Source organism: Proteus cibi (assembly GCF_003144405.1).
Taxonomy (GTDB): domain Bacteria; phylum Pseudomonadota; class Gammaproteobacteria; order Enterobacterales; family Enterobacteriaceae; genus Proteus; species Proteus cibi.
Window position 1 is genome coordinate 48,248 of sequence record NZ_PENW01000007.1, and the last position, 24,438, is coordinate 72,685.

Sequence of the window (24,438 nt, forward strand, 5' to 3'; positions counted from 1 at the left end):
CGAGATTAATTGTAAAATTATGCAAAAAACGGTATTGATTACAGGAAGTTCCAGTGGAATAGGACTCTGTGCAGCAAAAACACTAAAGAAAAGAGGCTATCGTGTTCTTGCTGCTTGCCGTAAAGGTGAAGACCTTGAACGCATGGAAACGCTGGGATTAGAACCTATTCATCTTGATCTTGATGATCCAAAAAGTGTTGAAAATGCGGCACTAGAAGTTATTCGCCTAACAAACGGTCGTTTATATGGATTATTTAATAATGGTGGGTTTGGTGTTTATGGCCCATTAGATGCTATTACTCGCCAACAAATGGAAAAACAGTTTTCTACTAACTTTTTTGGTTTACATCAGCTAACTACATTACTTCTACCAGCTATGTTACCTCATGGTGAAGGCAGAATTATTCAAACTAGCTCTGTCATGGGGATTATTTCAACACCCGGTCGAGGTGCTTACGCTGCTAGTAAATATGCAGTAGAAGCATGGTCTGATGCGCTAAGAATGGAAATAGCACATACAGGTGTTAAAGTGAGTTTAATAGAACCAGGTCCAATACGCACTTGTTTCACTGAGAATGTTGCTCAAGCCGAAAAAGATAAACCCGTAAAAAATCCAGGGATTGCGAGTCGTTTCACATTAACGCCTGAAGATGTTGTGAAAAAACTCATTCATGCTTTAGAAAACCCAAAACCTAAGATACGTTATCCCGTAACCTTATTAACTTACGCCGTCAGAATACTAAAACGTTTTCTACCTGATACTTTAATGGATGCTATTCTTAGTCGCCAAAGTGGTAAGGCTTGATTTTTCAGGATTCACCCTTACTTATTAATAAAATAGCGTTATAAATCGCATCTATATTTAAAACTCTCAAAAAGGGGCAAGTTAATGTTAGCAACTGCACATATTGTTGATGTAAATGAATCAAATATTCAACAAGTTATAGAACAATCCATGACTAAACCCGTCATGATGTATTTCTATTCAGAACGTAGCCCTCATTGTGCAGAGCTTGGCGCAACATTAGATAAACTAGCTGCCGAATTTGCTGATCAATTTATTTTGGCGAAATTGGATTGTGATGTTGAACAAATGATTGCCTCACAATTTGGTCTACGTGCTATTCCAACAGTTTATATTTTGCAAGAAGGTCGCCCTGTTGATGGTTTCCAAGGTCCTCAACCTGAAGAGGCAATTCGCCAAGTATTAGCCAATGTATTACCCAAACCAGAAGAGTTAAAAGCAGCACAAGCGGCGCAATTACTTTCTGAAGGAAAAACCGAGGAAGCTTTACCTCTGCTTAAAGAAGCGCACCAGCTCGCACCTAAAAACAGTGAAATTACGCTTGCTCTGGCGGGTGCTTTAATTTCTTTAAATAAAAATGAAGAAGCCCAAACTCTGTTAATTACTATCCCATTACAAGATCAAGACAGTTACTACCATAGTTTGTTAGCGCAAATTGAATTACAAAAACAGGCTGCTGATACGCCTGAAATTCAACAATTACAAAATGATTTTAACCAACAGCCTGAAAATACCGATCTTGCCATTCAACTTGCACTAAAATTACATGAAGTTGCTCGTAATGAAGAGGCATTAGAGTTGCTATTTAGCTTTATCAAAAAAGATCTCAATGCAGGTGATGGGCAAGTTAAGAAAACCCTGATGGATATTCTATCAGCCTTAGGTACTAATGATAATTTGGCGTCTAAATATCGTCGCATGGTGTATTCTTTACTTTATTAATTTCATTTTCTTATTAAAGCAGACTTAGGACAGGTATATGGAAATAGTCATTGGTATTATCATCTTATTCGCTATTATTTTAGTTTTATGCGGTGTTAAAACCGTTCCACAAGGTTATCAGTGGACTGTCGAACGTTTTGGTCGTTACACCCGAACTCTAGCTCCTGGACTTCAAATTCTCGTGCCATTTGTTGATCGTATTGGTCGCCGTATCAATATGATGGAACAAGTGCTTGATATTCCATCTCAAGAAGTTATTTCTCGTGATAACGCCAACGTCAGCATTGATGCAGTCTGCTTTATTCAAGTCATCGATCCTGTAAAAGCGGCATATGAAGTTAATAATCTTGAACTTGCGATTATCAACTTAACATTGACGAATATCCGTACCGTATTAGGCTCAATGGAACTTGATGAAATTCTTTCTCAACGTGACCAAATCAACAGTCGCCTTTTACTGATTGTTGATGATGCAACGAACCCATGGGGTATCAAAATTACCCGTATTGAAATTCGTGATGTCCGCCCACCAAAAGAATTAATTTCGGCAATGAATGCGCAGATGAAAGCTGAACGTACTAAACGTGCCGACATTCTTGAAGCCGAAGGTATTCGTCAAGCGGCGATATTAAAAGCAGAAGGTGAGAAACAAGGACAAATACTTAAGGCTGAAGGTGAGCGTCAATCTGCATTCTTACAAGCAGAAGCCCGTGAACGTGCGGCAGAAGCAGAAGCCAAGGCAACACAAATGGTATCTGAGGCCATTGCAAAAGGTGATATGCAAGCCATTAACTACTTTGTTGCTCAAAAATATACTGATGCGTTATCTCAAATTGGCTCAGCTAATAATAGCAAAGTGATTATGATGCCATTAGAAGCAAGTAATCTTATGGGTGCGATTGGCGGTATTTCTGAATTACTCAATACCAAAAAAAGTGATTCTGGCAACAAGAGCAATTAATTATGATTGAATGGATTAGTGCTCAACCTGCACTTTTCTGGCTTTGTCTTGGTGGCTTGCTGTTAATTACAGAAATGTTAGGAACAGCAGGATACCTTTTATGGTCAGGAATGGCGGCTCTATGTGTATCGTTGATCACATGGATATTGCCTATTAGTTGGCCTATTCAAGGTATTTTATTTGCGATCTTAACGGTGATTAGTGCTGTATTTTGGCACCTTTGGCTTAAACGCAGAAAACTATCAAAAGAAGCTGAAAACTTAAATCAGAAAACGCATCAACTGATCGGTGTTCATGCTGTTTTATTATCAAATACTGAAAATGGTTTTAGTCGCGTAAAATTAGCGGATGGCAGTTGGCGTGTTTATTCAGACACGCCATTGCTTGCCGGAGATAAGGTAACGGTAACCGCAATTGATGGTATTACCTTACAAGTGATTGCGTTTAAACCGACTGTTTCTGATGATGACAACACCCTGACAAATGATTGATGATCGGGCAATCTGCGCCATCATCACCCGGACATTCGCTGGCTAACAAAAGTAATCGCTGGCGAATGGCATTAAGCTCATTAATTGTTTTCTCAATTTCAGCCACTTTTTTTAAGGTGGCTTCTTTCACGTCAGAACTATGACGAGAAGGATTTCTTAACAACATCAATAAAGCTCTACACTCTTCTAAACTAAAGCCAACCTCTCTTGCTTGGCGTAATAATGTTAACTCTTCAATATGTTGAGCCTGATAATAGCGATAGCCGTTTTCACCTCTTCCTGGTGGTGTTATCAAGTCTTTTTCTTCATAAAACCGAATAGCTTTAGCTGTTAATCCGGTTTTACTGGCGATTTCACTAATATTCAAAATTCCCCCTTGACCTTCCCCTTGCGGAAAGGTTTAGCCTTTATCTCGATAAGAAAAAACCTTTAAAGAAAGCAAGTTACCGAATATTGCGCAATAATAGAGGTAACGCTTTTATGATGGAGATAATTAACATGGCAAAAACTATCATACTCACATTGAAAGGACTCTCATGCTCCCACTGTGTGAACAGTGTAAAAAAAGCACTTGATGCTCGCAATGATATAGAGCAGGCGATTGTGACTATTCAATACGCTAAAATTGACAGCGATGCAACTGCGGAAAGCTTAATCAAAACAATTGAAGATGCAGGCTATGAAGCAAGTATTGCAACACAACCCAATGTAAAATTAAGCCTAAGTGGACTTAACTGCATGAAGTGTGTTGGTAAAACTGAAAAAGCCTTATTAGCTGTTGAAGGTGTTGTCGCAGTTAATGTGACAAAAGAGTCAGCTGAAATTTTTGGTGGCGCGACTGCAGATACTTTAATTGCAGCGATTACGGCGGAAGGTTTTCAAGCAAAGTTAGCGCCCACTGATAACGCAATTCATTTAACGCTATCTGGCTTAAATTGTGGTCATTGTGTCGCTTCAGTAAAAAAAGCGCTAGAAAATACTACAGGGGTTGAAACAGCTGAAGTTGAATTAACTCACGCAAAAGTAACGGGTTCTGCAACTGCTGAGACCTTAATTACCGCCATTACAGAAGCCGGTTTTGAAGCACAACAAGCAGGTACTGATTTCCCAAAAACTGAGCCGCTGACGCAAGCACATGCACAACTGGAAGCATCGTCAGCGGCTATTTGTGATATTCCAGTCGAAAATGCGGATATTGATAATGGCGCTGAAATCGATGCTGATGATGACAACAGTGTTCAACTTTTAATTGATGGCATGACCTGTGCAAGTTGCGTAAACAAGGTTCACAAAGCATTACAATCTGTTGATGGTGTTGAAAATGTGCGTGTAAATCTTGCTGAACGTAGTGCATTAGTAACCGGTGAAATCGATCATGATGCACTCGTAACCGCCATTGAAAAAGCGGGTTATGGCGCTGAAATTATTCAAGACGATATAAAACGCAGAGAACGGCAGCAAGAAGTTGCTGTTGCCAATATGAAACGTTTTCGCTGGCAAGCCGCATTAGCCTTAGTTGTTGGTATCCCTGTCATGATATGGGGAATGATCGGCGACAATATGATGCTTACAGAAGCTAATCACAACATCTGGTTAGGCATTGGTATTGCAACGCTGTTTGTGATGGTTGTTGCTGGTGGTCATTTTTACCGTAGTGCATGGCAGAGTTTAAAAAACCGCAGTGCAACAATGGATACTCTCGTTGCGTTAGGAACAGGAACAGCGTGGCTCTATTCCATTACCGTGAACTTATGGCCAGAGGTATTCCCAGCTCAAGCTCGACATCTCTATTATGAAGCCAGTGCGATGATTATCGGCTTAATCAATCTGGGCCATATGCTTGAGCAAAGAGCGCGCCAGCGTTCATCTAAAGCACTAGAACGGCTATTAGATTTAACACCACCAACAGCGAGAGTCATCACTGCAAATGGTGAAGTTGAAATGCCACTCGCTGATGTTAAACAAGGAATGACTTTACGCTTAGCAACAGGTGATAAAGTCCCCGTTGATGGTGAAATTACCCAAGGTGAAGTGTGGATGGATGAGGCAATGCTGACAGGCGAGCCCATTCCACAGCAAAAAACGGTGGGTGACACTATTCATGCGGGCACAACGGTTCAAGATGGTTCAGTGCTATTTAAAGCGGCTGCCGTAGGAAGTAAAACAACACTTGCTCGTATTATTAAATTAGTTCGCCAAGCACAAAGTAGTAAACCTGAAATAGGACAGCTCGCTGATAAAATATCAAGTGTGTTTGTCCCCATTGTCGTTGTTATCGCTCTTATTGCAGGTGCTATTTGGTATTTCTTTGGTCCATCGCCACAAATTACCTATGCACTGGTGATTATCACTACCGTTCTTATCATTGCTTGCCCTTGTGCTTTAGGTTTGGCGACGCCTATGTCGATTATTTCAGGTGTAGGTCGAGCGGCTGAATATGGTGTATTAGTCCGTGATGCAGATGCACTACAACAAGCGAGTAAGCTAGATACTTTGGTCTTTGATAAAACAGGAACACTGACGGAAGGTCTGCCCCAAGTCACCGACATTCATACTTTCAATCAAATAGATGAAACTCAAGCGCTTGCATTGGCGGCATCGTTGGAAAATGGTTCTAATCACCCATTAGCGAAAGCCATTTTAACGCGAGCTCACGACATTGATTTACCTGAAGTAAATAAGTTTCGTACATTAGCCGGTATGGGATTAAGTGGTGAAATTAATGGTAAAACCGTACTTTTAGGTAACCCTAAATTAATGGTCGAATCGGGTATTGATATTAGTGAAGTGAATTCATTGATTGATTCTCAAGCTGCCAAAGGTGTTACTCCTGTTTTATTAGCACACAACGGCAAAATTGCAGCATTACTGTCTATTCGCGACCCACTCAGAGAAGATACTGTAAGTGCATTACAACGTTTACATCATCAAGGTTACCGCCTAGTAATGTTAACCGGGGATAATCCAATTACAGCAAATGCAATAGCAAAAGAAGCCGGTATTGACCAAGTCATCGCGGGTGTTATGCCTGAAGGCAAAGCCCAAGCCATTACTGACCTTCAAGCCGAAGGACGCTGTGTTGCAATGATTGGCGATGGTATCAACGATGCCCCTGCATTAGCTAAAGCAGATGTCGGTATTGCGATGGGGGGAGGGAGTGATATTGCAATTGAAACCGCAGCTATTACGTTAATGCGCCATAGTTTGCATGGTGTCGCTGATGCGGTTGAGATCTCAAAAGGTACACTACGTAATATGAAGCAGAATTTATTTGGTGCCTTTGTTTATAACAGCTTAGGTATTCCTATAGCAGCAGGTATTCTCTATCCATTTACAGGCACATTATTAAACCCTGTTGTTGCAGGTGCAGCAATGGCGCTATCCTCAATCACGGTTGTCAGCAACGCAAACCGCTTATTACGATTTAAACCTAAGCAATAATACTTAAAAATGGATTAAGATATATTATATTAGAACCTCTTTTACTTATCGGTAAAAGGGGTTTTTTATTATCTTATTTTTAATGTTTCTTTGATGATTATTAGTATTATCAAAAGGTTAAAAAAAAGCCGACATTTCTATCGGCCAGTCAAAGAGGAATTTCTCATTATACAAGAGAGTCATCACTCCGCCCTCTTAGCGCTAGAATAGCAATATCTTATAAATATTTCATTAAAATTTATCACTCATAAAATAAATACAACATTGACATAACAATCAACCTAATAATATGGCTATTTATTTATATTAAATAGAGAATTAACATTCAAAATATACAAAGAAAAAAAACACGATTTTATTTTAAAAGGATTTAAAATTGAAATATAAAAGTATTTTTATTACAACAATATCTATTATTTACTCATCCTGTGCTTTTTCAAACATATTAAGCTCAAAATCGCCTTCTGACTTTATCATTTCTGAATATGAAGAACCTAAAATTAGAGAGCTATACTCATCATCAGATTTTTTTAATCAAATAGTCGATGATAACTTAATCAGAGTAGTAAAAGGAACTAATAAAGAAATTTATGGTATTGAAATAAATAGCAGTATAGTTAAAGATTTAGAAAAATATCTAAGGATTCATAAATTAACCAATTCGGCTGACCTTGTACAAAAGAATATTATTAATAAAAATGGTTATATTGAAATCCAACCTGATAATAACGATTTAAAAATAGGAATAGTGAATTACTTATCAGAAAAAAACTTATTAACAACAGAAAATAATAAAGAGGTCATTAATCAAATCCAACATAAAAAAACAATGATCTACAATATTCAAGATAGTCTATTATCATTAGGTGATCTAGGTTCACCTGAGAGGACAAATAAAATTATCAATAATACTAATGCAAAAAATCGCTCTTTATTCTTATTAGAGAAAAATACAAAACAAGATCTAGAACAGATAAGTGAGTTACAAAAGCAAGATTACGCATTACTTAGAAATTTAGTTTCGGATAATAATCAAAGATTATCAGAAAACCATCAAGATAATGCAAAAAAAATAAAAAACAATAAAACTGATATTGATAAAAATACTCATGATATTGAGCGTAACACTAACAACATAAGAGAAAATAGAACTAACATTAATAATATAAAAGAAAACTATATTGATAACCTCAATGTTAATGGAAATAATATTTCACTAAAAAGTCATTTTGCTACTCTTTATACAGAACAATCACTCTCAAGAAATGAATTTAAAACGCTAAAAAATAACTTTGAGCACTTTAAATCTGATACTCAAAACCGTTTTTACAAAGTTGAAAAACGTGCCAACCAAGGTATTGCTTCTGTTGCCGCGATGAGTAATTTACCTTTTACCGATAGCGCCACATTTAGTACCGCTATCGGTATTGGTAATTATCGTAACGCCACGGCACTTGCTTGGGGTATGCAATACCGAATTAATGAAAATGTTAAAGTAAGAGCTTCTACCGCGTGGAATGAAAGTAATAGCTGGGTCTCTGCGGGAGGGGTTGGCGTAAGCTGGTAAATAACGTAAAAACAGCGAAAGCTAAGTAAAGCTTAGTTTTCATTGTTTCATTCAATTAAAAATCCGTTATGCTGGGCTTAGTGATCGACACTCAAAGGAGCATATCAATGACGGGTATTTTTCAGAAAATCAAACATTGGATAGGAATAAAAAATACGATCCATTACCCTTATCCCGCTGTTGATATTACACTACCTAATAATGTCTCTTTGCATCTTGTGGGAAGTATCCATATGGGAGTTTCCACAATGTCGCCACTTTCCAATGTACTCATTAACGAAATAAAAAATGCTGAGGCGATTATCGTTGAAGCCGATATCTCGACGGACGTTCAGCCTTTTGATCAAGCATCCCTTTTTAGAGCGTCACTAGAAACACGCTTAAATACCCCTCTTTTTTCTCAAATTACACAGCATTGTGAAGATCTCGCTCTCTCACTTTATCAACTTGAAAATAAACCGCTGTGGCAAATTGCTTTGATTTTACAATCTACCCAAGCAATGCAACTCGGACTGCAACCGCAATACGGCATTGATTATCAGGTCATCCAATATGCTAATGCGTACAAAAAAAACATTATTGAACTTGAAGGCATTGAGGATCAGGTCGCATTATTATTGAATTTCCCTGACGATGGTCAGCAATTACTCGAAGACACACTAAAAAATTGGCACGAGAACGCACGTACATTGCAAATCATGATCAATTGGTGGTTAAATTATAATAGCAAAGAGAAACAACCCCCTTTGCCGAATACCTTTAGTAAAGCTGTATTTGATATTTTAATGGAAAGCCGTAACCAAAAATGGGCAAGCATATTATCAAAATTACCCGCAGGTCGTTACGTAGTGACGGTAGGTGCCCTTCATTTATTTGGTGAAGAGAATCTGATCGATTTATTAACGCACCCAGCATAAAAATATTGTTCTCATCGTGTAAGTAGGAATAACTATGACTCCCGCTGTCAATTTACTGGAAAAACAAAAAATCAAATTTACCCTTCATCCTTATGAGCATGATGCTAATGTCCATAATTTTGGTGATGAAGCCGTTGAAAAATTAGGTTTAGATAATCGCCAAGTATTCAAAACACTCTTAGTTTCTTTAAATGGTGATGCTAAAAATCTTGCTGTTGCAGTAACACCGGTTTCTGGTCAGTTAGATTTAAAACTCGTTGCTAAGTGCTTTAAAGCAAAAAAAGCAGATATGGCAGATCCACAAATTGCCCAAAAGGTCACCGGTTATTTAGTGGGGGGAATAAGCCCATTAGGTCAGAAAAAACGCCTACCAACAGTGATTGATAAACAAGCACTTGAATTTAACACTATCTTTGTTTCTGGCGGTAAGCGTGGCTTAGATATTGAATTATCAGCCGAAGATTTAGGCGCTGTATTAGGCGCTCAATTTGCACTTATTCGTAAAGAGTCATAATCATTAATGATTTTTTATTTTAAGGCTCACCCTCAAAATAAGAAATTAACGTGATTTAAACCCAAAATAAAAGGCGACATTTAATGTCGCCTTTTTTCTATATAAGCGTTATTGGTAAAACTTATTTTTTATAAACAATTTCGCCTTTAGGTTCGAAATCTGCTGCTTTCAATGGAGAATGCGCTTCGATATAACCTTTTAAGACTTCAGCATCAACAAACCCAGTATTGACATAACCTGGATGTGTATCAATCTTAGGATAACCATCACCACCAATACCGTTAAAGTTGAGTGTTGCCATGCGGTAAGACTTCGTTTTATCCAATGGTTTGCCTGCAATTTTAACATCGCTAACTTTACAGTCTGCATCTACGGTTAAGCTAACATTGTAGAATTGAGCATAAGCACCCGAATCTACTTTCATACAGGCAACTGCTGACAAATAAGGCTCGACTTCTTCACCTTTAAAATCAACATAAACCAACTCGTTGGCGAATGGTTGAACTTTCAGAACGTCTTTATAAGTGATATCACCAGATTCAATAGAATCACGAACACCACCACCGCTCATAATGGCAAAGTCTGCATTCGCACGTTCAGCTTGAGCGGATAATAATAGACGAGCCATATTGGTCTGAACAAAGCGAACTTTACTACGATCACCTTCTAATTTACCAACAACCTCACCCACTTTAACATTCAGTTGCTCACCACCTTTTTCTTGGTAAGGTGTCAGCAATTTCATCATTTCAGGGTTATGAGGAATTTCTTCTGTGTAGTAAACGAGTTCAGTTGTACCGTCGTCTTTCTTCACTTTCTGATTTAAGTTGATTGGGATTAATTGGTAATGTTTTAGCGTGAATTCACCATTACGGAATTCGAAGTCTGCACGACCAACATATTTACCCCATTCATGTGCTTGAACAATCCATGTACCATTTTGGTTATCTGGTGCACAAGGTGTGCCTGGCACATAATCCGCTTGTTTGTAGTTTTTATTCTCTTGAGACATACAAACCGGATCTTGTGAGTGACCACCCACAATCATATCAAGGTAACCTTTTGGTAACGCACGCGCCATTTCCACATCACCTGGCGCGTTAGAGCCATGATTACCATCATCATAGTGACCCATATGAGTGGCTGCGATAATAATGTCTGGTTTTTCTGTTGTACGCAGTTCTTCTACGACTTTTTTAGCTTCATCCGAAGGCTTGCGGAATTCAGTATCAGGGAAGTTTGCTGGGTTACCAATACGCACAGTATCATCAGTCGTTAAACCTAATACGGCAATTTTCACGCCTTGCTTATCAAAAATGGTGTAAGGTTTGAATAAACGCTCACCGGTACTTTTTTGATAAATATTCGCAGATAAGAATGGGAATGTTGCCCATTTTTCTTGTTGACGTAAAACATCTAATGGATTATCGAATTCATGGTTACCCAGTGCCATTGCATCATAGCCCACAAGATTCATACCTTTAAAATCAGGCTCTGCATCTTGTAAATCAGATTCTGGAACACCCGTATTGATATCACCACCCGATAACAGCAGTACGCTACCACCTTTTTTAGCAACTTCATCACGAATATTATCAACAACCGTTTTTTGTGCCGCTAAACCATATTCTCCACGATCGTTATGCCAAAAATGGCCATGGTGATCATTGGTATGCAAAATGGTAATTTCGTAGGTTTTATCCTTTTCCCATGCCTGAGACATCGCAGGCGCCATCGCTAAAGAAACCGTCAATGCGCATGCTGATAATTTAAAAGATAAGCTCATGGTATATCCCCATGTATATTATTTATTGAGAAGGTTCTGCCATGGTTCTACAGTAGAAAAAGAAGACAGAAGTTAAATACTTTTGCTGTATTTTATGATGTAGGTTATATAATTTTTTTATTATTTCATTGATCCGATAGTTTTTTTGAGACCTGAATCAAACTCTATTTCTCACAAAAGCACTCAACTCCAAATAGATGTAAACTAGACCAATGAAAATAGAAATAATTGATTAACAATAACACGGTGACAAAAAATCAAACTGATCAATACTACAGTGATTTTCTTCCCCTATTTTTACCTTATCTCCATCAATAACGACTATACTTTCTATTGAATACATAACGCTAGCGTTGTCTCTTTAGTTACACCCTATCGCGTTATACAGCCCTAGATTGGACAGAGCAATTAGCCATATTCATGGGTGTGATCTTGGCTTCAGCATTTTCTGCTATCTTAATTTATGCTCAAGAGTGAGTTTAGAGTAAAACAAGTATGGTTTCTGGACTTTTCTTTGGACTTATTTTTGGGATGAAAGGTATTGGTGCTGCGGTCTTAGGATATGCTACCGAGCAGACGAGTATTAAATATGTCTACCCTATTTGCATTTACCTTCCAATATTCGGTGTTTTCACCCTTTTTCTTCCTAATATCGGGGTAGATAAAACCAAATAACTTGTAATCACCCCTGTTATCTAAATGAACCAATAACAAGGTACTGCTTACTTTAAAAGGTAAGACTGATTAAAATAACATAAAAAAGTGCATTTGCATCAAAAAACTCAATCAACTTGTTATTTTTATAAATAATCAATAATTTTTAGCGAATTTATTGCATGAATACGTTAAACTATCAGCCTGCTATATTACTCGCCCCCCGATACATGTAGTTTAATAAAAAGAAGGAGAATTGATGCCGCATTCAACACCCCTCATTACCACCATTGTTGGTGGGTTAGCACTTGCTTACATTTTAGGCATGATCGCTCAACGGCTAAAAATCTCACCTTTAGTAGGATATCTTGCTGCGGGTGTACTCGCTGGTCCGTTTACTCCTGGCTTTGTTGCTGATACATCTCTCGCCCCTGAGCTCGCTGAAATTGGCGTCATTCTGCTAATGTTTGGTGTAGGTTTACACTTTTCGTTAAAAGATCTGATGGCCGTCAAAGCTATCGCTATTCCCGGTGCTATTGCTCAAATAGCAGTGGCAACACTATTAGGATTGGGATTATCCGCATTTTTTGGCTGGGGTTTATTTAGTGGCATTGTATTCGGTTTGTGTCTATCAACAGCAAGTACCGTTGTTCTTTTACGTGCACTTGAAGAAAGAGGCCTAATTGATAGCCAACGAGGTCAAATTGCTATTGGTTGGCTGATTGTTGAAGACTTAGCAATGGTCTTAGCCCTTGTACTACTCCCAGCTATTGCCAATATGCTGGAAAGTAGCGATCAAACCAATGTTTCTCAACTCATGATTAATTTAGGTATCACTATCGGTAAAGTGGTGGCATTTATCTTAATTATGATGATTGTTGGTCGAAAGCTTATTCCGTGGATTTTATCTAAAACCGCGGCAACAGGTTCTCGAGAACTCTTTACATTATGTGTATTAGCTCTTGCTTTAGGTATCGCTTATGGCGCTGTAACCTTATTCGATGCTTCCTTCGCATTAGGGGCATTCTTTGCCGGTATGGTGCTTAACGAGTCTGAATTAAGCCACAGAGCGGCTCAAGATACTTTACCGTTACGTGATGCCTTTGCTGTTCTGTTCTTTGTGTCTGTCGGCATGCTGTTCGATCCAATGGTGTTAATTGAACATCCTCTTGGGATCTTAGCAACACTGGCTATCATAATTATTGGTAAATCTGCAGCAGCGCTCGTCCTGGTACGAATGTTTGGACATTCTCGACGAACCGCCTTAACCATTTCAGCCAGTCTTGCTCAAATTGGTGAATTTGCCTTTATTCTTGCTGGTCTCGGTGTGGCGCTAAACGTTTTAGAACCCGATGCTCGTAATCTTGTTTTAGCCGGTGCGTTAGTCTCTATTATGCTAAACCCTGTTCTGTTCTCTTTATTAGACCGTTATCTGGCGAAAACAGAAACCAAAGAAGAAGTGGAACAGTTACAACAAGAAGAGCTGGAAGAAGAGATGCCTGTCCCTGTTGATATTTGTGGTCACGCCATTATTGTCGGTTATGGACGCGCAGGAAGCATGCTTACTGAAAAATTATTAGCTCAATCTATTCCATTAGTTATTATCGAAAATAGCCGTAATAAATTCACTGAATTAAAAGAGAAAAGTTTAAACACCGTACTGGGTAATGCATCGACGAAAGAGTCACTTGCTTTAGCCCGTATTGATTGTGCTAAATCTTTATTACTGACGATACCTAATGGTTATGAAGCAGCCGATATCGCTGAAACAGCAAGAAGTATGAACCCCGATTTAAATATCATTGTTCGTGCTCATTTTGACGATATTATCGTGCGGGCTAACTATGATGAAGAAGCGTCTTTTATCCTTGAAAAAGGCGCAAATCACGTCATTATCGATGAAGATCAAACCGCATCTGCAATGGCAAATATGCTAATTAAAGAAGTAGAATTTGGTTGTGCTATTGATGATACACCAGAAAATGGTCAACAAATCATTGCACCTAATGCCGCGCAGTAACTAATTTATTATTCTACTGACCTAGTCTATTGAATAAAAAATAAATACAAAAAAACCTATCAATATCATGTTGATAGGTTTTTTATTACTTAAAATTTGCTTCTATTTTTATTGAGAAAAACAGTAAAAATTAACGTTCCCAATAAGCTTCTTCCAAGCTGTCTTCCTTTTCAGGTAAACCGCGTGTTAAGCGTGGAGAATGCTGACTTAGCACTTGATAACTCACTCGATTAGCATATTTACATACTTGTGCTAACGAGGAATAAGTTAAATAAGTCCGAGGATGCTTACTTGAATTTGGCACATTGATGCGATGATAGCTATTCGCGGTAATATCATGCAGTAATGCAGATAATGCAGCATCACCCGCACCATTTGTATTCATGATTTTTTCAGGACCGCCCATATAAGGTTCAATATGAGAATAGACTTTTTCTGGCTCTTCACAATCTTTACGACGCATTGCACGGCTAAATTCATAACGATTAAATTCAGCAATCGCACCCGGTAATAAAGGATGAGAGGTTTGACGTTTAAAGTTGTGTTCTGTATAACCGCCCATGTAAAGCCCAGCAGGCCCCGCAGTACAAAGCACTAAGTCCACCCATTCTAAAGCAACATCAGAAGCCAACAGAGGATCAGCATGTCCTGTTAATTCAAAAGCTTCATCTTCATTCATTGCGACAACAGAAACGTGCTCTTTTAAGAAATCACGCCACCATTGTGGATCATCGGCAATAACATATTTTGTGCCCAGTGTGAGAACAACAGGTACATCATATTTTTTCGCATACTCTATCGCTTTCATGGTAGCTAATGGCATCGGTTCACCCGGTTTACAGCGAACTAAGTAAGCCGTTAGCACCAATGCGGAAGCTTCTGCAATCACCTCTTCCGGAATGCTTTCAGGTTTAAGTTGATTCATTTGACCCGGGCTAATCGCAAATGTGCGCTCACCATTTTCCGTGATCAACGTAAAACAACGCCCAATGGCACCATCAACACCTTGGAGGTAATTAAGATCAGTACGGCTAGATGTGTTACATAAATAACGATAAGCATAGCTACCAATCTGAATGTTATTACACATTGTGCCTAATAACACAGAACGGTCATCAGCTAATACAGAGTAGTTATGTAGCGTATTACCAATAGTGCCGCCCGCAAATTCGTGAGTGATCAGATTATTGTCTGTTAGTTCACGATAAAGTGCCTCTGCGACATCATCTTCAATAACAAGAGAGTGTCCCTGACTCAAGTTATAACGGTTAATAAACTCCTCATCAACTTTCGCTTCAATATCAACCAAGGTTTGGTCAATACCCACGATATAGGCACGAGAGGATTCGCTCTCTGTCATATTGATGATGGGTTGTAATAGAGGATCTCGTAAACTAACGGGAAAATAGTGTTTAGATTTTCGTTTGCCAGGGAATTTCATTGTGAACGATGCTACACAGCTAAAAAAGATGCGCAATGTTAACACAATATTATCGGAGAGGCAGTAGGTGTACGTCAGTACACCTACTTATTTAAAGATATTTTTATGCGGTTTTACGACGGCTTCTTGCCATATAGCTCAGTAAAACACCCATAACAGACAGGATGAAACCAACAAAAGCAGCGCCAACTAAAATCAGAGCACGTTTAGGTGCATCTTTTTTAGTCGGTTCGTAAGGTTTCAGCATATATTTGAAGGGTACAAATTGAAGATCATCTAATTTTACTTTTTCTAATTGCTTCATATTGTATAAACGGTTTTTCAGATCAGAACTTACCGTTGTTGGGTCTGTGATAGCTTCTGTGATCGCTAATTTACTGCTTAATGCATCAGAGCCCATGGCAATAGAATAATCAGGGTCATCTTTAATCTGTGCGCCTTCACTAGAAATAGGTTTTTTAACCCCAGCGGCATTTGCAATTTCTAACGCATATTTTAAGCGTTGCACATTTACATTACGCGCATTAGCGATACGCTCTAAATCCATTTCATAGGCTTTTTGCGCAAAACTTAATTTACGTTCAATTTGATCATCAATTTCGTCTTTTACTTCCATTCGTACTTTGGTAGAAACAAAACGAATATAACCAGAAAGTAAATCGTAAGCTTCTTCAGGCGTTGGCGCGGTAAAGCTTAAATTAATTTCACCACTAAACTCTTCATCACTATTTTTAGCATCTGAAACTTTTAAATTAATGTCTTTAGTGACAATCTCTTCTATTAATTTACGTTTATCTAGTGGCGTTGGCTCTTCCATTTTAGCCAGCAAGCTTTTGTAATAATCTGTGCTCACTAAATATTCTTCACGTAATACACGAGAATTATAGTTATTGATAAATTTTTGATAAACAGATGAACCATTCACACCTGTATCAACATCCACCAAGCTAAGCTCAGTCAATGTTGCTCTTAATTGCTTCATTTCATCCAGCATTGGCTTGGTAATTGCAGCTTGGCTCGTCCATTTTTGTGGTAAAAAGCTTGCAACAGTAAAGCCAACGATAGCAAATAATAACGTGATACCAATAATGACAAATTTTGATTTATAAATAACAGAAAATAATTCAAAAAGATCGATTTCATCATTCTGTTTTAGATAGAAATCGTCAAAATGTCCTTTATCAATTTCTGAAGATTGTGGTTTTGAAAGCTTACTATTCATTTTCCTGCCTAAATTTATGTAATGCAGTGTCCGTTTATCAGCACTTTTAGTGATTTCCACTAAAAGACTTAAAAAATGAGAAAAGATAAGTTTATATATAACTGAAATATGATCAAATTAATATATCATCAAATCCGATAATTTTATTTATCGAATTTAGACATTATTTTTTGCATACCTCTCGGATCATCGCTTCTAGCAAGTCAATATGCTCAGGGGCATCATTTAATGCCGGAATGTATTCATACTGTTTGCCACCACCATGAATAAAGAATTCTCGGTTCTGTTCATTAATTTCTTCTAATGTTTCCAAGCAATCAGATGAAAATCCTGGGCATACAACCTGCACATGTTCAATCCCTTCACTTCCCAGCTTTTCCATCGTTTTATCTGTATAAGGCGATAGCCACGGTTCACGACCAAAGCGTGATTGGAATGTCAACATCACCTGTTCTTTAGGATAACCTAACTGCTCTTCTAATTGCGCTTTTAGTTTTTCTGTTGTGAGACAACACTCATCATAATAAATATCACCCGTCTTGATAAAGCGCTCAGGAATACCATGGAAAGAGAGAACTAAACGATCGGGTTTACCATATTGCTGAAAGCTTTTCTCAATAGAAGTGACAAGCGCTTTGATATAAAGCGGATGTGTCGGATAACTACGAATAAAGTGAAGAGAAGGTATTGTGCGCATGCCTTTAAAAATTCGGCTGACACCATCAAATACCGCCGCAGAAGTAGAACAAGAATATTGCGGATAAAGGGGTAACAAAATAATACTCTCAACACCTTGTTGTAATAGCTTTTCAACCCCTTCGTTTAGTGATGGATTACCATAACACATCCCTAATTCCACAGGTATATTAGGTAATCGCTGAGCAACGGCGCGTTGTTGTGCTCGGCTATAAACTAAAAGCGGCGAACCTTCATTCATCCAAATCTGTTGATATAACTTAGCCACTTTAGGTGAGCGAAACGGTAATATCGCCCCTTGTAATATTGGTTTCCAAATCAAAGGAGAAATATCAACAACACGAGGATCGCTAAGAAATTGAGCTAAATAACGTCGAACAGCCCCCGTTGTCGGCGCATCAGGTGTACCAAGATTAACCAAAAGAACACCATACTTAGCATCATTCATACTATGACTCCTTAGAGTTATTTTATTAGGATAACCAAAGAGTAGAAGAATAAAGGAAAATAAGAGATTGTGCTTGTCAATTTATTGGATCAGTCTCTTTACCTGATTTTATACAGATAAAAAAAATCCCGGCTCAACCGGGATTAGTCATCACAATGACAAATTAGCCAAGGATACTTTTTAATTCAGCGTTAATTTCGCTTACTTTTTGTGTACCATCAACTTTGAAGTATTTCGCATTGCTTGCTTTCGCTTCATTTTGATAATAAGAAACTAACGGCGCAGTTTGAGTATGGTACTCAACTAAACGTTTACGAACCGTTTCTTCTTGGTCATCTTTACGCGTTGTTAATTCTTCACCTGTCACGTCATCACGATTTTCCACTTTAGGTGGATTAAATTTCACATGATAAACACGACCTGATGGTGCGTGAACACGACGACCAATAATACGCTCAACAATGATGTCGTCTGGTACCGCGAATTCCAGTACGAAATCCACGTTGATACCCGCTTCTTTCATTGCATCAGCTTGTGGAATTGTTCTTGGGAACCCATCCAACAAGAAACCATTACGGCAATCGTCTTGTTTGATGCGCTCTTTAACTAACGCAATAACTAATTCATCAGTCACTAACTGACCATTGTCCATCAGTGCTTTTGCTTTCAGTCCTAGTTCTGTACCTGCACTTACAGCCGCACGTAACATATCACCAGTTGAAATCTGTGGGATACCATAGTTTTCTTTAATGAATTGAGCCTGAGTGCCTTTACCAGCGCCTGGAGCGCCTAGCAGAATGATACGCATCGCGTAAATCCCCTTGCATTTAATTTTTTATATTTAAACTCGAAAACGCATTACCATACCATTTTGTGAGGTCATCGCTCAAGAAATCACGGTAGCGATTGCATTTTATTTTTTATCGAAAAAGAAAAAACCACGCTATCTTTTCAGATAAACGTGGTTTAAATGTTTGAAAACGAAAACAGTTACGCGTTTTGAACTAAAAGTTTATTCACTAAGCGAATAAACTGGTTTGGATCTTCTAAAGAGCCTCTTTCAGCAAAGAGCGCCTGATCCAGTAATAGATTTACCCAATCCGCAAATAGTGCTTCATCCGTTAATTCTGCTGTTTGCTTCACTAGTGGATGATTTGGGTTCAGTTCAAAATTGTATTTCACTTCTGGCACTTCTTGTCCTGCGGCGGCAAACAATTTAGCCATTTGTGTTGTCATTTCATCAGCACTGGTTGTCACAATTGCCGGAGTATCAGTTAAACGATGTGTTAATTTCACCTCTTTAACTTTATCTCCTAGCAAGGTTTTAATACGTTCAACAAAAGGGGCTAACTGTTTATCTGTTTCTTCTTGCTCAGCCTGCTTCTCTTCATCAGCAAGTTTATCAAGAGATTCATCTGCTTTACTGACAGACTGGAATGATTTGCCATCAAACTCAGTCAGGTAGTTCATCATCCACTCATCGATACGATCAGATAACAGCAGTACTTCAATACCTTTTTTGCGGAACAGCTCTAAATGCGGGCTGTTTTTCGCCGCTGCATAGCTATCAGCAGTGATGTAATAGATTTTTTCCTGACCGTCGACCATACGGCTAACATAATCTTCCAGTGAAACAGTTTGAGCATCGCTGTCGTTATGCGTTGACGCAAAACGTAGTAATTTTGCAATCGTTTCAATGTTAGATGAGTCTTCTGCTGGACCTTCTTTCAAGACTAAACCAAACTCTTTCCAGAATGCTTGATACTCTTCTGGCTTGTTTTCTGCGAGTTTTTGTAACATCTGTAATGCACGCTTCGTTAATGCACTGCGTAAATTACGTGTAACAGAGCTATCTTGTAAAATTTCACGAGAAACGTTTAGTGGTAAATCATTAGAATCCACTAATCCGCGGATAAAGCGTAAGTAATTAGGCATAAACTGCTCAGCTTCATCCATAATAAAGACGCGTTGCACATACAGTTTTAAGCCATGACGTTGTTCACGATTCCATAAATCCCAAGGTGCTTTTGAAGGCACATATAATAAGCTTGTGTACTCTTGCTTACCTTCTACACGGTTATGTACCCAGCTTAATGGATCTGCAAAGTCATGAGAGATATGCTTATAAAATTCTTTATACTCTTCATCACTGACTTCTGCTTTGTTACGAGTCCAAAGTGCCTGCGCTTTATTAATTTTTTCCCATGTGACAGTACCGTCTTCTTCATTTTTCGTTTCGATTTCAACAGGCAGCGAAATATGGTCGGAATATTTACTAATAATACTACGCAGACGCCAATCATCTAAATACTCATCTTCACCTTCACGTAGGTGAAGCGTAATTTCAGTACCACGATCTGCCTTTTCAATGTCAGCAACGGTGTAATCACCTTCGCCTTCAGACGCCCAAAAAACACCTTTATCGGCGCTTTCACCAGCTGCTCGAGTGCGTACTGTCACTTTATCTGCAACAATAAACGCAGAATAGAATCCAACACCAAATTGACCAATTAATTGGCTATCTTTAGCTTGATCTTGCCCAATAGATTCTAAGAATGATTTGGTTCCTGATTTTGCAATAGTACCGAGATTATCAATGACTTCATCACGAGTCATACCAATACCATTATCACTGATAGTCAGAGTACGCGCTTCTTTATCAGTGGAAATACGCACGTGTAACTCGCCGTTATTTTCATAAAGCGCGGCGTCTGATAATGCACGGAAACGCAATTTATCAGCCGCATCTGATGCGTTCGAAATCAATTCGCGAAGGAAAATTTCTTTATTGGAGTAAAGAGAATGGATCATTAATTGAAGAAGTTGTTTAACTTCTGACTGAAATCCTCTTGTTTCCTGACCTTTCATACTCATTTTTACCTCAATTCATCCTAATTTGGCGAAAAAAATCAATATGAGTAAAAAGTGGGGATAGTTAAGCTAGTTTCAAGGGTCGAGTAAAAAATTAAGCGAATAAAAGTGATTAAGCCCCTTATATTGCTTAGAATTTGAAAGGACTTTATGGACTATTTTCAATTCCAAAATACGTTTACTTCGACATTAAAGCTGAATTTTTACCGCTAAGCTGGTCGCTTTTACTTAGCGGTAATGATGTTATAGCGCTATTTGGAAGCGTCATTGACAATGATAGCGTTGGCACCTGCAATTGCTTCATCCAATGCCTGTTTTATTGTATCAGCATGAGCAAGCACAACACCTAGACGGCGAGAGCCTGCAATTTCAGGCTTAGCAAAAAGGCGAATTTGACGATCCGCTTTCAACGCTTTTTCAATACCAGAATAAACGATATTTGTACTATACAACTCCGGTAAAATAACCGCTGAGGCACAAGCGCCTAATTGGCGAATACCACCAATGGGATAGCCTAAAAAAGCACGAACATGAAGCGCAAACTCGGATAAATCCTGAGAAATGAGTGTCACTAACCCTGTGTCATGAGGACGTGGAGAGACTTCATTAAAGAAGACCTCATCACCTTGAACAAACAGCTCTACACCAAATAAACCATAGCCCCCTAAGTTCTCAACCACTTTACCCGCGATATGCTGTGCTTTAGCAAGTGCGATATCACTCATCTTTTGAGGTTGCCATGATTCACGGTAATCCCCTTTTTCCTGACGATGACCAATAGGAGCGCAAAAATGGACCCCATCAACAGCATGAATAGTCAATAAAGTGATCTCAAAATCAAACGGGATCATTTTTTCAACGATAACGCGCCCTTTTCCTGCTCTCCCTCCCTCTTGCGAGTAAATCCAAGCCTGAGCTAAATCGCTTTCATTACGAATAACACTTTGCCCTTTTCCTGATGAACTCATAACCGGTTTTACAATACAAGGAAAGCCGATTTCTAAAGCTGCTTTTTTAAAGCTCACTTCATCATCAACAAATTGATAGTTTGATGTAGGTAAATGTAATGTTTCCGAGGCTAAACGACGGATACCTTCCCTATCCATCGTCAGCTTTACAGCACGGGCACAAGGAACCACTTTTTGCCCCGCTTGTTCTAATTCAACCAGTAACGTGGTTGCAATAGCCTCAATTTCTGGAACGATAAAATCAGGTCGCTCTTGTTCAATAACTTGCTTTAATGCATCGCTATCAAGCATATTTACAACATGATAACGATGAGCAACATGCATCGCAGGGGCATTGAGATAGCGATCAACGGCAATCACTTCAATGCCTAAACGTTGGCATTCTATCGCGACTTCTTTACCTAATTCACCGGCACCTAATAACATCACCTTTGTTGCACTTGCTGTAAGAGCCGTACCCAGCACTGTCATTTTTTATCCTCACAATTAATAAAAACCACAACCACGCAAACGATTGCTTTTATATAGCATAGCGGATTTAGTTTGATAGAAAAATAGCCAGACAAAAAAATAATCAAACAGAGAAATAAAACAATTACACCGTTTGGCTGCGTTTTCCTTTTTGAATTTTTAGATAATTAAGGCGTTTTCGGATAAGTGCCAAAATACAGCATAAAAGTCCTAACCAAATCAGAGAGAAACTCACGCCTTTTACTTCATCAAAAGCTTCATGGAATAAGAAAACGGCAAGTAAAAATTGAATGGTAGGTTCAATATATTGCGCTAATCCGATCACTGTTAATGTGGTTCGTTTAACTGCTGCGGTAAAAAACAATAACGGCAGTATAGTGACAGGTGCTGTTAGAATATAATAAAAACGAGTCAGATTATCCGCAGAAGGTAGTGCGCTTTTATCTGTTATCAGCAACCAAATAGTGGCACCTATTGCTAATGGCATTAACCAGAGGGTTTCCATAAACAAAGAGGTGATCACATCAAAACGGATAAATTTACGGATCAAACCATATACAGCAAATGCGCCCCCCATCATGATAGCAAGTACAGGTAGTTCACCGTACATCCACAATTGATAGCCCACACCCGCACATATTAAGGCAACCGCCCATTTTTCTGCTGCATTAAGCTTTTCTTTAAGAAAGATGACACCCAATAAAATTGAGAAAAGTGGATTAATAAAATATCCCAAGCTCGCTTCTAATACTTGTTGATGTGTTAATGCATAGGTAAATGTACACCAAGAAACGGCCATAGCCATTGAGCTAAATAGACACATAAAAATAGAGCGCTTATCTTGTAAAACAGCACGCCATCGTGTCCTATTCTTAATAAAGAGTCGCACGAGCAATAAAAGAGGGATAGACCAGATCAAACGCTGAGCCAACATTTCTAATGGTTGCGCTCCGGGTAACAGCCGATAAAACAGCGGAGTTATTCCCCAAAGCAGATAAGAAAAAATGGCTAGTACCGCGCCCGATTGAGCCCACATTTAATGTTCCATCAATAAAAGTCAATAAGATTTAATATCATACGCTTAAAACAGAGGGAACAATATGATCAGCATCGCTGATTGATTGAACAAACATCAATACGACTGTATCGACGAAATAAAAAAATCTCCACAAATAACGATCCCGAGAAAAATCGTTATCAATGGAGAATAGGAAAATTCCATTAAGAGAAAACCGTGGTAAAAACCACAACCAGAAAAAAGGGGTGAGTAGTTAGAAAATCTCCCTAACATGTAAAGGCGGTTGTTGCTGAACAAAATCATGTAATTTTTTACGACTTGGTGCCGCAGCTATTGCCCCTTTTTGAGTGGTGGCTAAAGCACCACAAGCAGCTGCTTGCGTCACTATTTTTGATAAATATTGTTCATCTTCAGCAAAACCATATTCAGCAAGTGCGGCGAGTAAACCAGACATAAAGGCATCTCCAGCACCGGTTGTATCAATACATTCAACGATAAAGGCGCTAAATGCGACTTGAGTATTTGGCGTTAAAACTAAACAACCTTTAGAGCCTTGGGTGATCACTTTTAAACGCGCGGGATAATCTTCTAATTTTTTAAGTGCATTATTCAATGTCACTTCTTGTGTCATCCACGTAAGTTCATCTTCTGATAATTTTAATATGTCAGCTTTATGCGCATAACGATCAATAACTTCGCGCATTTCTTCGTGATCACGCCACATTTGAGGACGTAAATTAATATCAAAACTCAGTAGTGAATCAGTTTCTTTAATGTTTTTGATTGCACAATCTAAAGTCGAGCGACAAATGGGATTCACTAATGCTAAAGAGCAAAAATGCAAAATGTCTTTTTCAAACGCCGGTAAAGATTTTTCTGTTAAAAATTGATCAGCAGATTCAGCAACTAGGAAAGTAAAATCACGCTCACCATTTTCTTGTAAAGAGACAAGAACAGTACTGGTACGATGAAACTCATCAAATTCCATTGCACGAGTATCAACCCCCAGATCAAACAATGTTTTTTGCATAAAATGGCCAAACGCATCCTCTCCGACACGTCCAATAAAGCCACTTTGTTGACCAAGTTTAGCAACACCAGCAGCAACATTGACTGGCGCACCACCAGCACATGCTTCATATTGCATGTTTTGCAACGGGATCAAGTCAACAACAGCGTCACCTAAAGACCAGACTTTCATAATC

General features: G+C 38.6%; 19 protein-coding genes and 1 pseudogene. 10 read left to right on the forward strand and 10 right to left on the reverse strand.

Features of this window, described 5'->3' with window-relative positions; all coding sequences use genetic code 11:
* Positions 1-19: 19 nt before the first annotated feature.
* From DK865_RS02195 to DK865_RS02210, 4 genes are all read left to right on the forward strand, one after another.
* Complete coding sequence (locus tag DK865_RS02195; RefSeq protein ID WP_023582621.1) at positions 20-805, forward strand: SDR family oxidoreductase; 786 nt, start codon at positions 20-22, stop codon at positions 803-805.
* Positions 806-889: 84 nt separating this feature from the next.
* On the forward strand, positions 890-1,747 hold the full coding sequence (locus DK865_RS02200) for a co-chaperone YbbN (RefSeq protein WP_023582622.1): 858 nt from the start codon (positions 890-892) through the stop codon (positions 1,745-1,747).
* Positions 1,748-1,784: 37 nt separating this feature from the next.
* Positions 1,785-2,708: an SPFH domain-containing protein gene (locus DK865_RS02205; protein ID WP_006533996.1), complete on the forward strand. Its 924-nt coding sequence runs from the start codon at positions 1,785-1,787 to the stop codon at positions 2,706-2,708.
* 2 nt (positions 2,709-2,710) lie between these two features.
* Complete coding sequence (locus DK865_RS02210) at positions 2,711-3,199, forward strand: NfeD family protein (protein WP_109391077.1); 489 nt, start codon at positions 2,711-2,713, stop codon at positions 3,197-3,199.
* Here the strand turns inward: DK865_RS02210 and cueR are convergent.
* A complete protein-coding gene (gene cueR / locus DK865_RS02215) occupies positions 3,153-3,566 on the reverse strand; it encodes a Cu(I)-responsive transcriptional regulator (RefSeq protein ID WP_036913728.1) in 414 nt (137 codons plus the stop codon). The two genes, DK865_RS02210 and cueR, sit on opposite strands and share 47 nt — an antisense overlap.
* Positions 3,567-3,697: 131 nt before the next feature.
* Here cueR and copA point away from each other — a divergent pair, with 131 nt between their 5' ends.
* The 4 genes from copA (at position 3,698) to ybaK (ending at position 9,638) form a co-directional block, all read left to right on the forward strand.
* A complete protein-coding gene (copA, locus tag DK865_RS02220) occupies positions 3,698-6,640 on the forward strand; it encodes a copper-exporting P-type ATPase CopA (protein WP_109391078.1) in 2,943 nt (980 codons plus the stop codon).
* A gap of 376 nt (positions 6,641-7,016) precedes the next feature.
* Positions 7,017-8,207, forward strand: a complete 1,191-nt coding sequence (locus tag DK865_RS18775) for a YadA C-terminal domain-containing protein (protein ID WP_228407713.1) — start codon at positions 7,017-7,019, stop codon at positions 8,205-8,207.
* Between the two features lie 107 nt (positions 8,208-8,314).
* Positions 8,315-9,124: a TraB/GumN family protein gene (locus tag DK865_RS02230; protein WP_109391079.1), complete on the forward strand. Its 810-nt coding sequence runs from the start codon at positions 8,315-8,317 to the stop codon at positions 9,122-9,124.
* Positions 9,125-9,158: 34 nt separating this feature from the next.
* Positions 9,159-9,638: a Cys-tRNA(Pro)/Cys-tRNA(Cys) deacylase YbaK gene (gene ybaK / locus DK865_RS02235; RefSeq protein ID WP_109391080.1), complete on the forward strand. Its 480-nt coding sequence runs from the start codon at positions 9,159-9,161 to the stop codon at positions 9,636-9,638.
* A gap of 121 nt (positions 9,639-9,759) precedes the next feature.
* On the opposite strand, the gene ushA is transcribed toward ybaK, so the two are convergent.
* Positions 9,760-11,424 carry a bifunctional UDP-sugar hydrolase/5'-nucleotidase UshA gene (ushA, locus tag DK865_RS02240; protein ID WP_036913736.1) on the reverse strand — a complete coding sequence of 555 codons (1,665 nt, stop codon included), beginning with the start codon at positions 11,422-11,424 and terminating at the stop codon, positions 9,760-9,762.
* A gap of 381 nt (positions 11,425-11,805) precedes the next feature.
* On the opposite strand from ushA, the pseudogene DK865_RS18995 reads away from it, so the two are divergent.
* Positions 11,806-12,099: pseudogene (locus DK865_RS18995) on the forward strand (MFS transporter); the annotation flags it as partial.
* A gap of 238 nt (positions 12,100-12,337) precedes the next feature.
* The gene (gene ybaL / locus DK865_RS02250; RefSeq protein WP_023582629.1) at positions 12,338-14,098 is read left to right on the forward strand and encodes a YbaL family putative K(+) efflux transporter; all 1,761 of its coding nucleotides are present in this window, start codon (positions 12,338-12,340) and stop codon (positions 14,096-14,098) included.
* Positions 14,099-14,228: 130 nt separating this feature from the next.
* Here the strand turns inward: ybaL and DK865_RS02255 are convergent, their stop codons facing one another.
* From DK865_RS02255 to DK865_RS02290, 8 genes are all read right to left on the reverse strand, one after another.
* Positions 14,229-15,539, reverse strand: coding sequence for an inosine/guanosine kinase (locus tag DK865_RS02255; protein WP_109391082.1), 1,311 nt, complete (start codon positions 15,537-15,539; stop codon positions 14,229-14,231).
* 103 nt (positions 15,540-15,642) lie between these two features.
* Positions 15,643-16,761, reverse strand: coding sequence for an LPS O-antigen length regulator Wzz(fepE) (wzz(fepE), locus tag DK865_RS02260; RefSeq protein WP_109391083.1), 1,119 nt, complete (start codon positions 16,759-16,761; stop codon positions 15,643-15,645).
* A 163-nt stretch (positions 16,762-16,924) separates the two neighbouring features.
* Complete coding sequence (gene hemH, locus DK865_RS02265; RefSeq protein WP_109391084.1) at positions 16,925-17,905, reverse strand: ferrochelatase; 981 nt, start codon at positions 17,903-17,905, stop codon at positions 16,925-16,927.
* Positions 17,906-18,068: 163 nt separating this feature from the next.
* Entirely contained in the window at positions 18,069-18,713 is a 645-nt protein-coding gene (adk, locus tag DK865_RS02270; RefSeq protein ID WP_023582632.1) for an adenylate kinase, read from the reverse strand.
* Positions 18,714-18,895: 182 nt separating this feature from the next.
* Positions 18,896-20,779 (reverse strand): molecular chaperone HtpG, encoded by a 1,884-nt coding sequence (gene htpG / locus DK865_RS02275; protein WP_023582633.1) that lies wholly within the window; start codon positions 20,777-20,779, stop codon positions 18,896-18,898.
* A gap of 248 nt (positions 20,780-21,027) precedes the next feature.
* Positions 21,028-22,215, reverse strand: coding sequence for a formate-dependent phosphoribosylglycinamide formyltransferase (gene purT, locus DK865_RS02280; protein ID WP_023582634.1), 1,188 nt, complete (start codon positions 22,213-22,215; stop codon positions 21,028-21,030).
* A 124-nt stretch (positions 22,216-22,339) separates the two neighbouring features.
* Positions 22,340-23,251, reverse strand: coding sequence for an EamA family transporter RarD (gene rarD, locus DK865_RS02285; RefSeq protein WP_109391085.1), 912 nt, complete (start codon positions 23,249-23,251; stop codon positions 22,340-22,342).
* A 235-nt stretch (positions 23,252-23,486) separates the two neighbouring features.
* Positions 23,487-24,434, reverse strand: a complete 948-nt coding sequence (locus DK865_RS02290) for an aminoimidazole riboside kinase (protein WP_109391086.1) — start codon at positions 24,432-24,434, stop codon at positions 23,487-23,489.
* Positions 24,435-24,438: the final 4 nt, after the last annotated feature.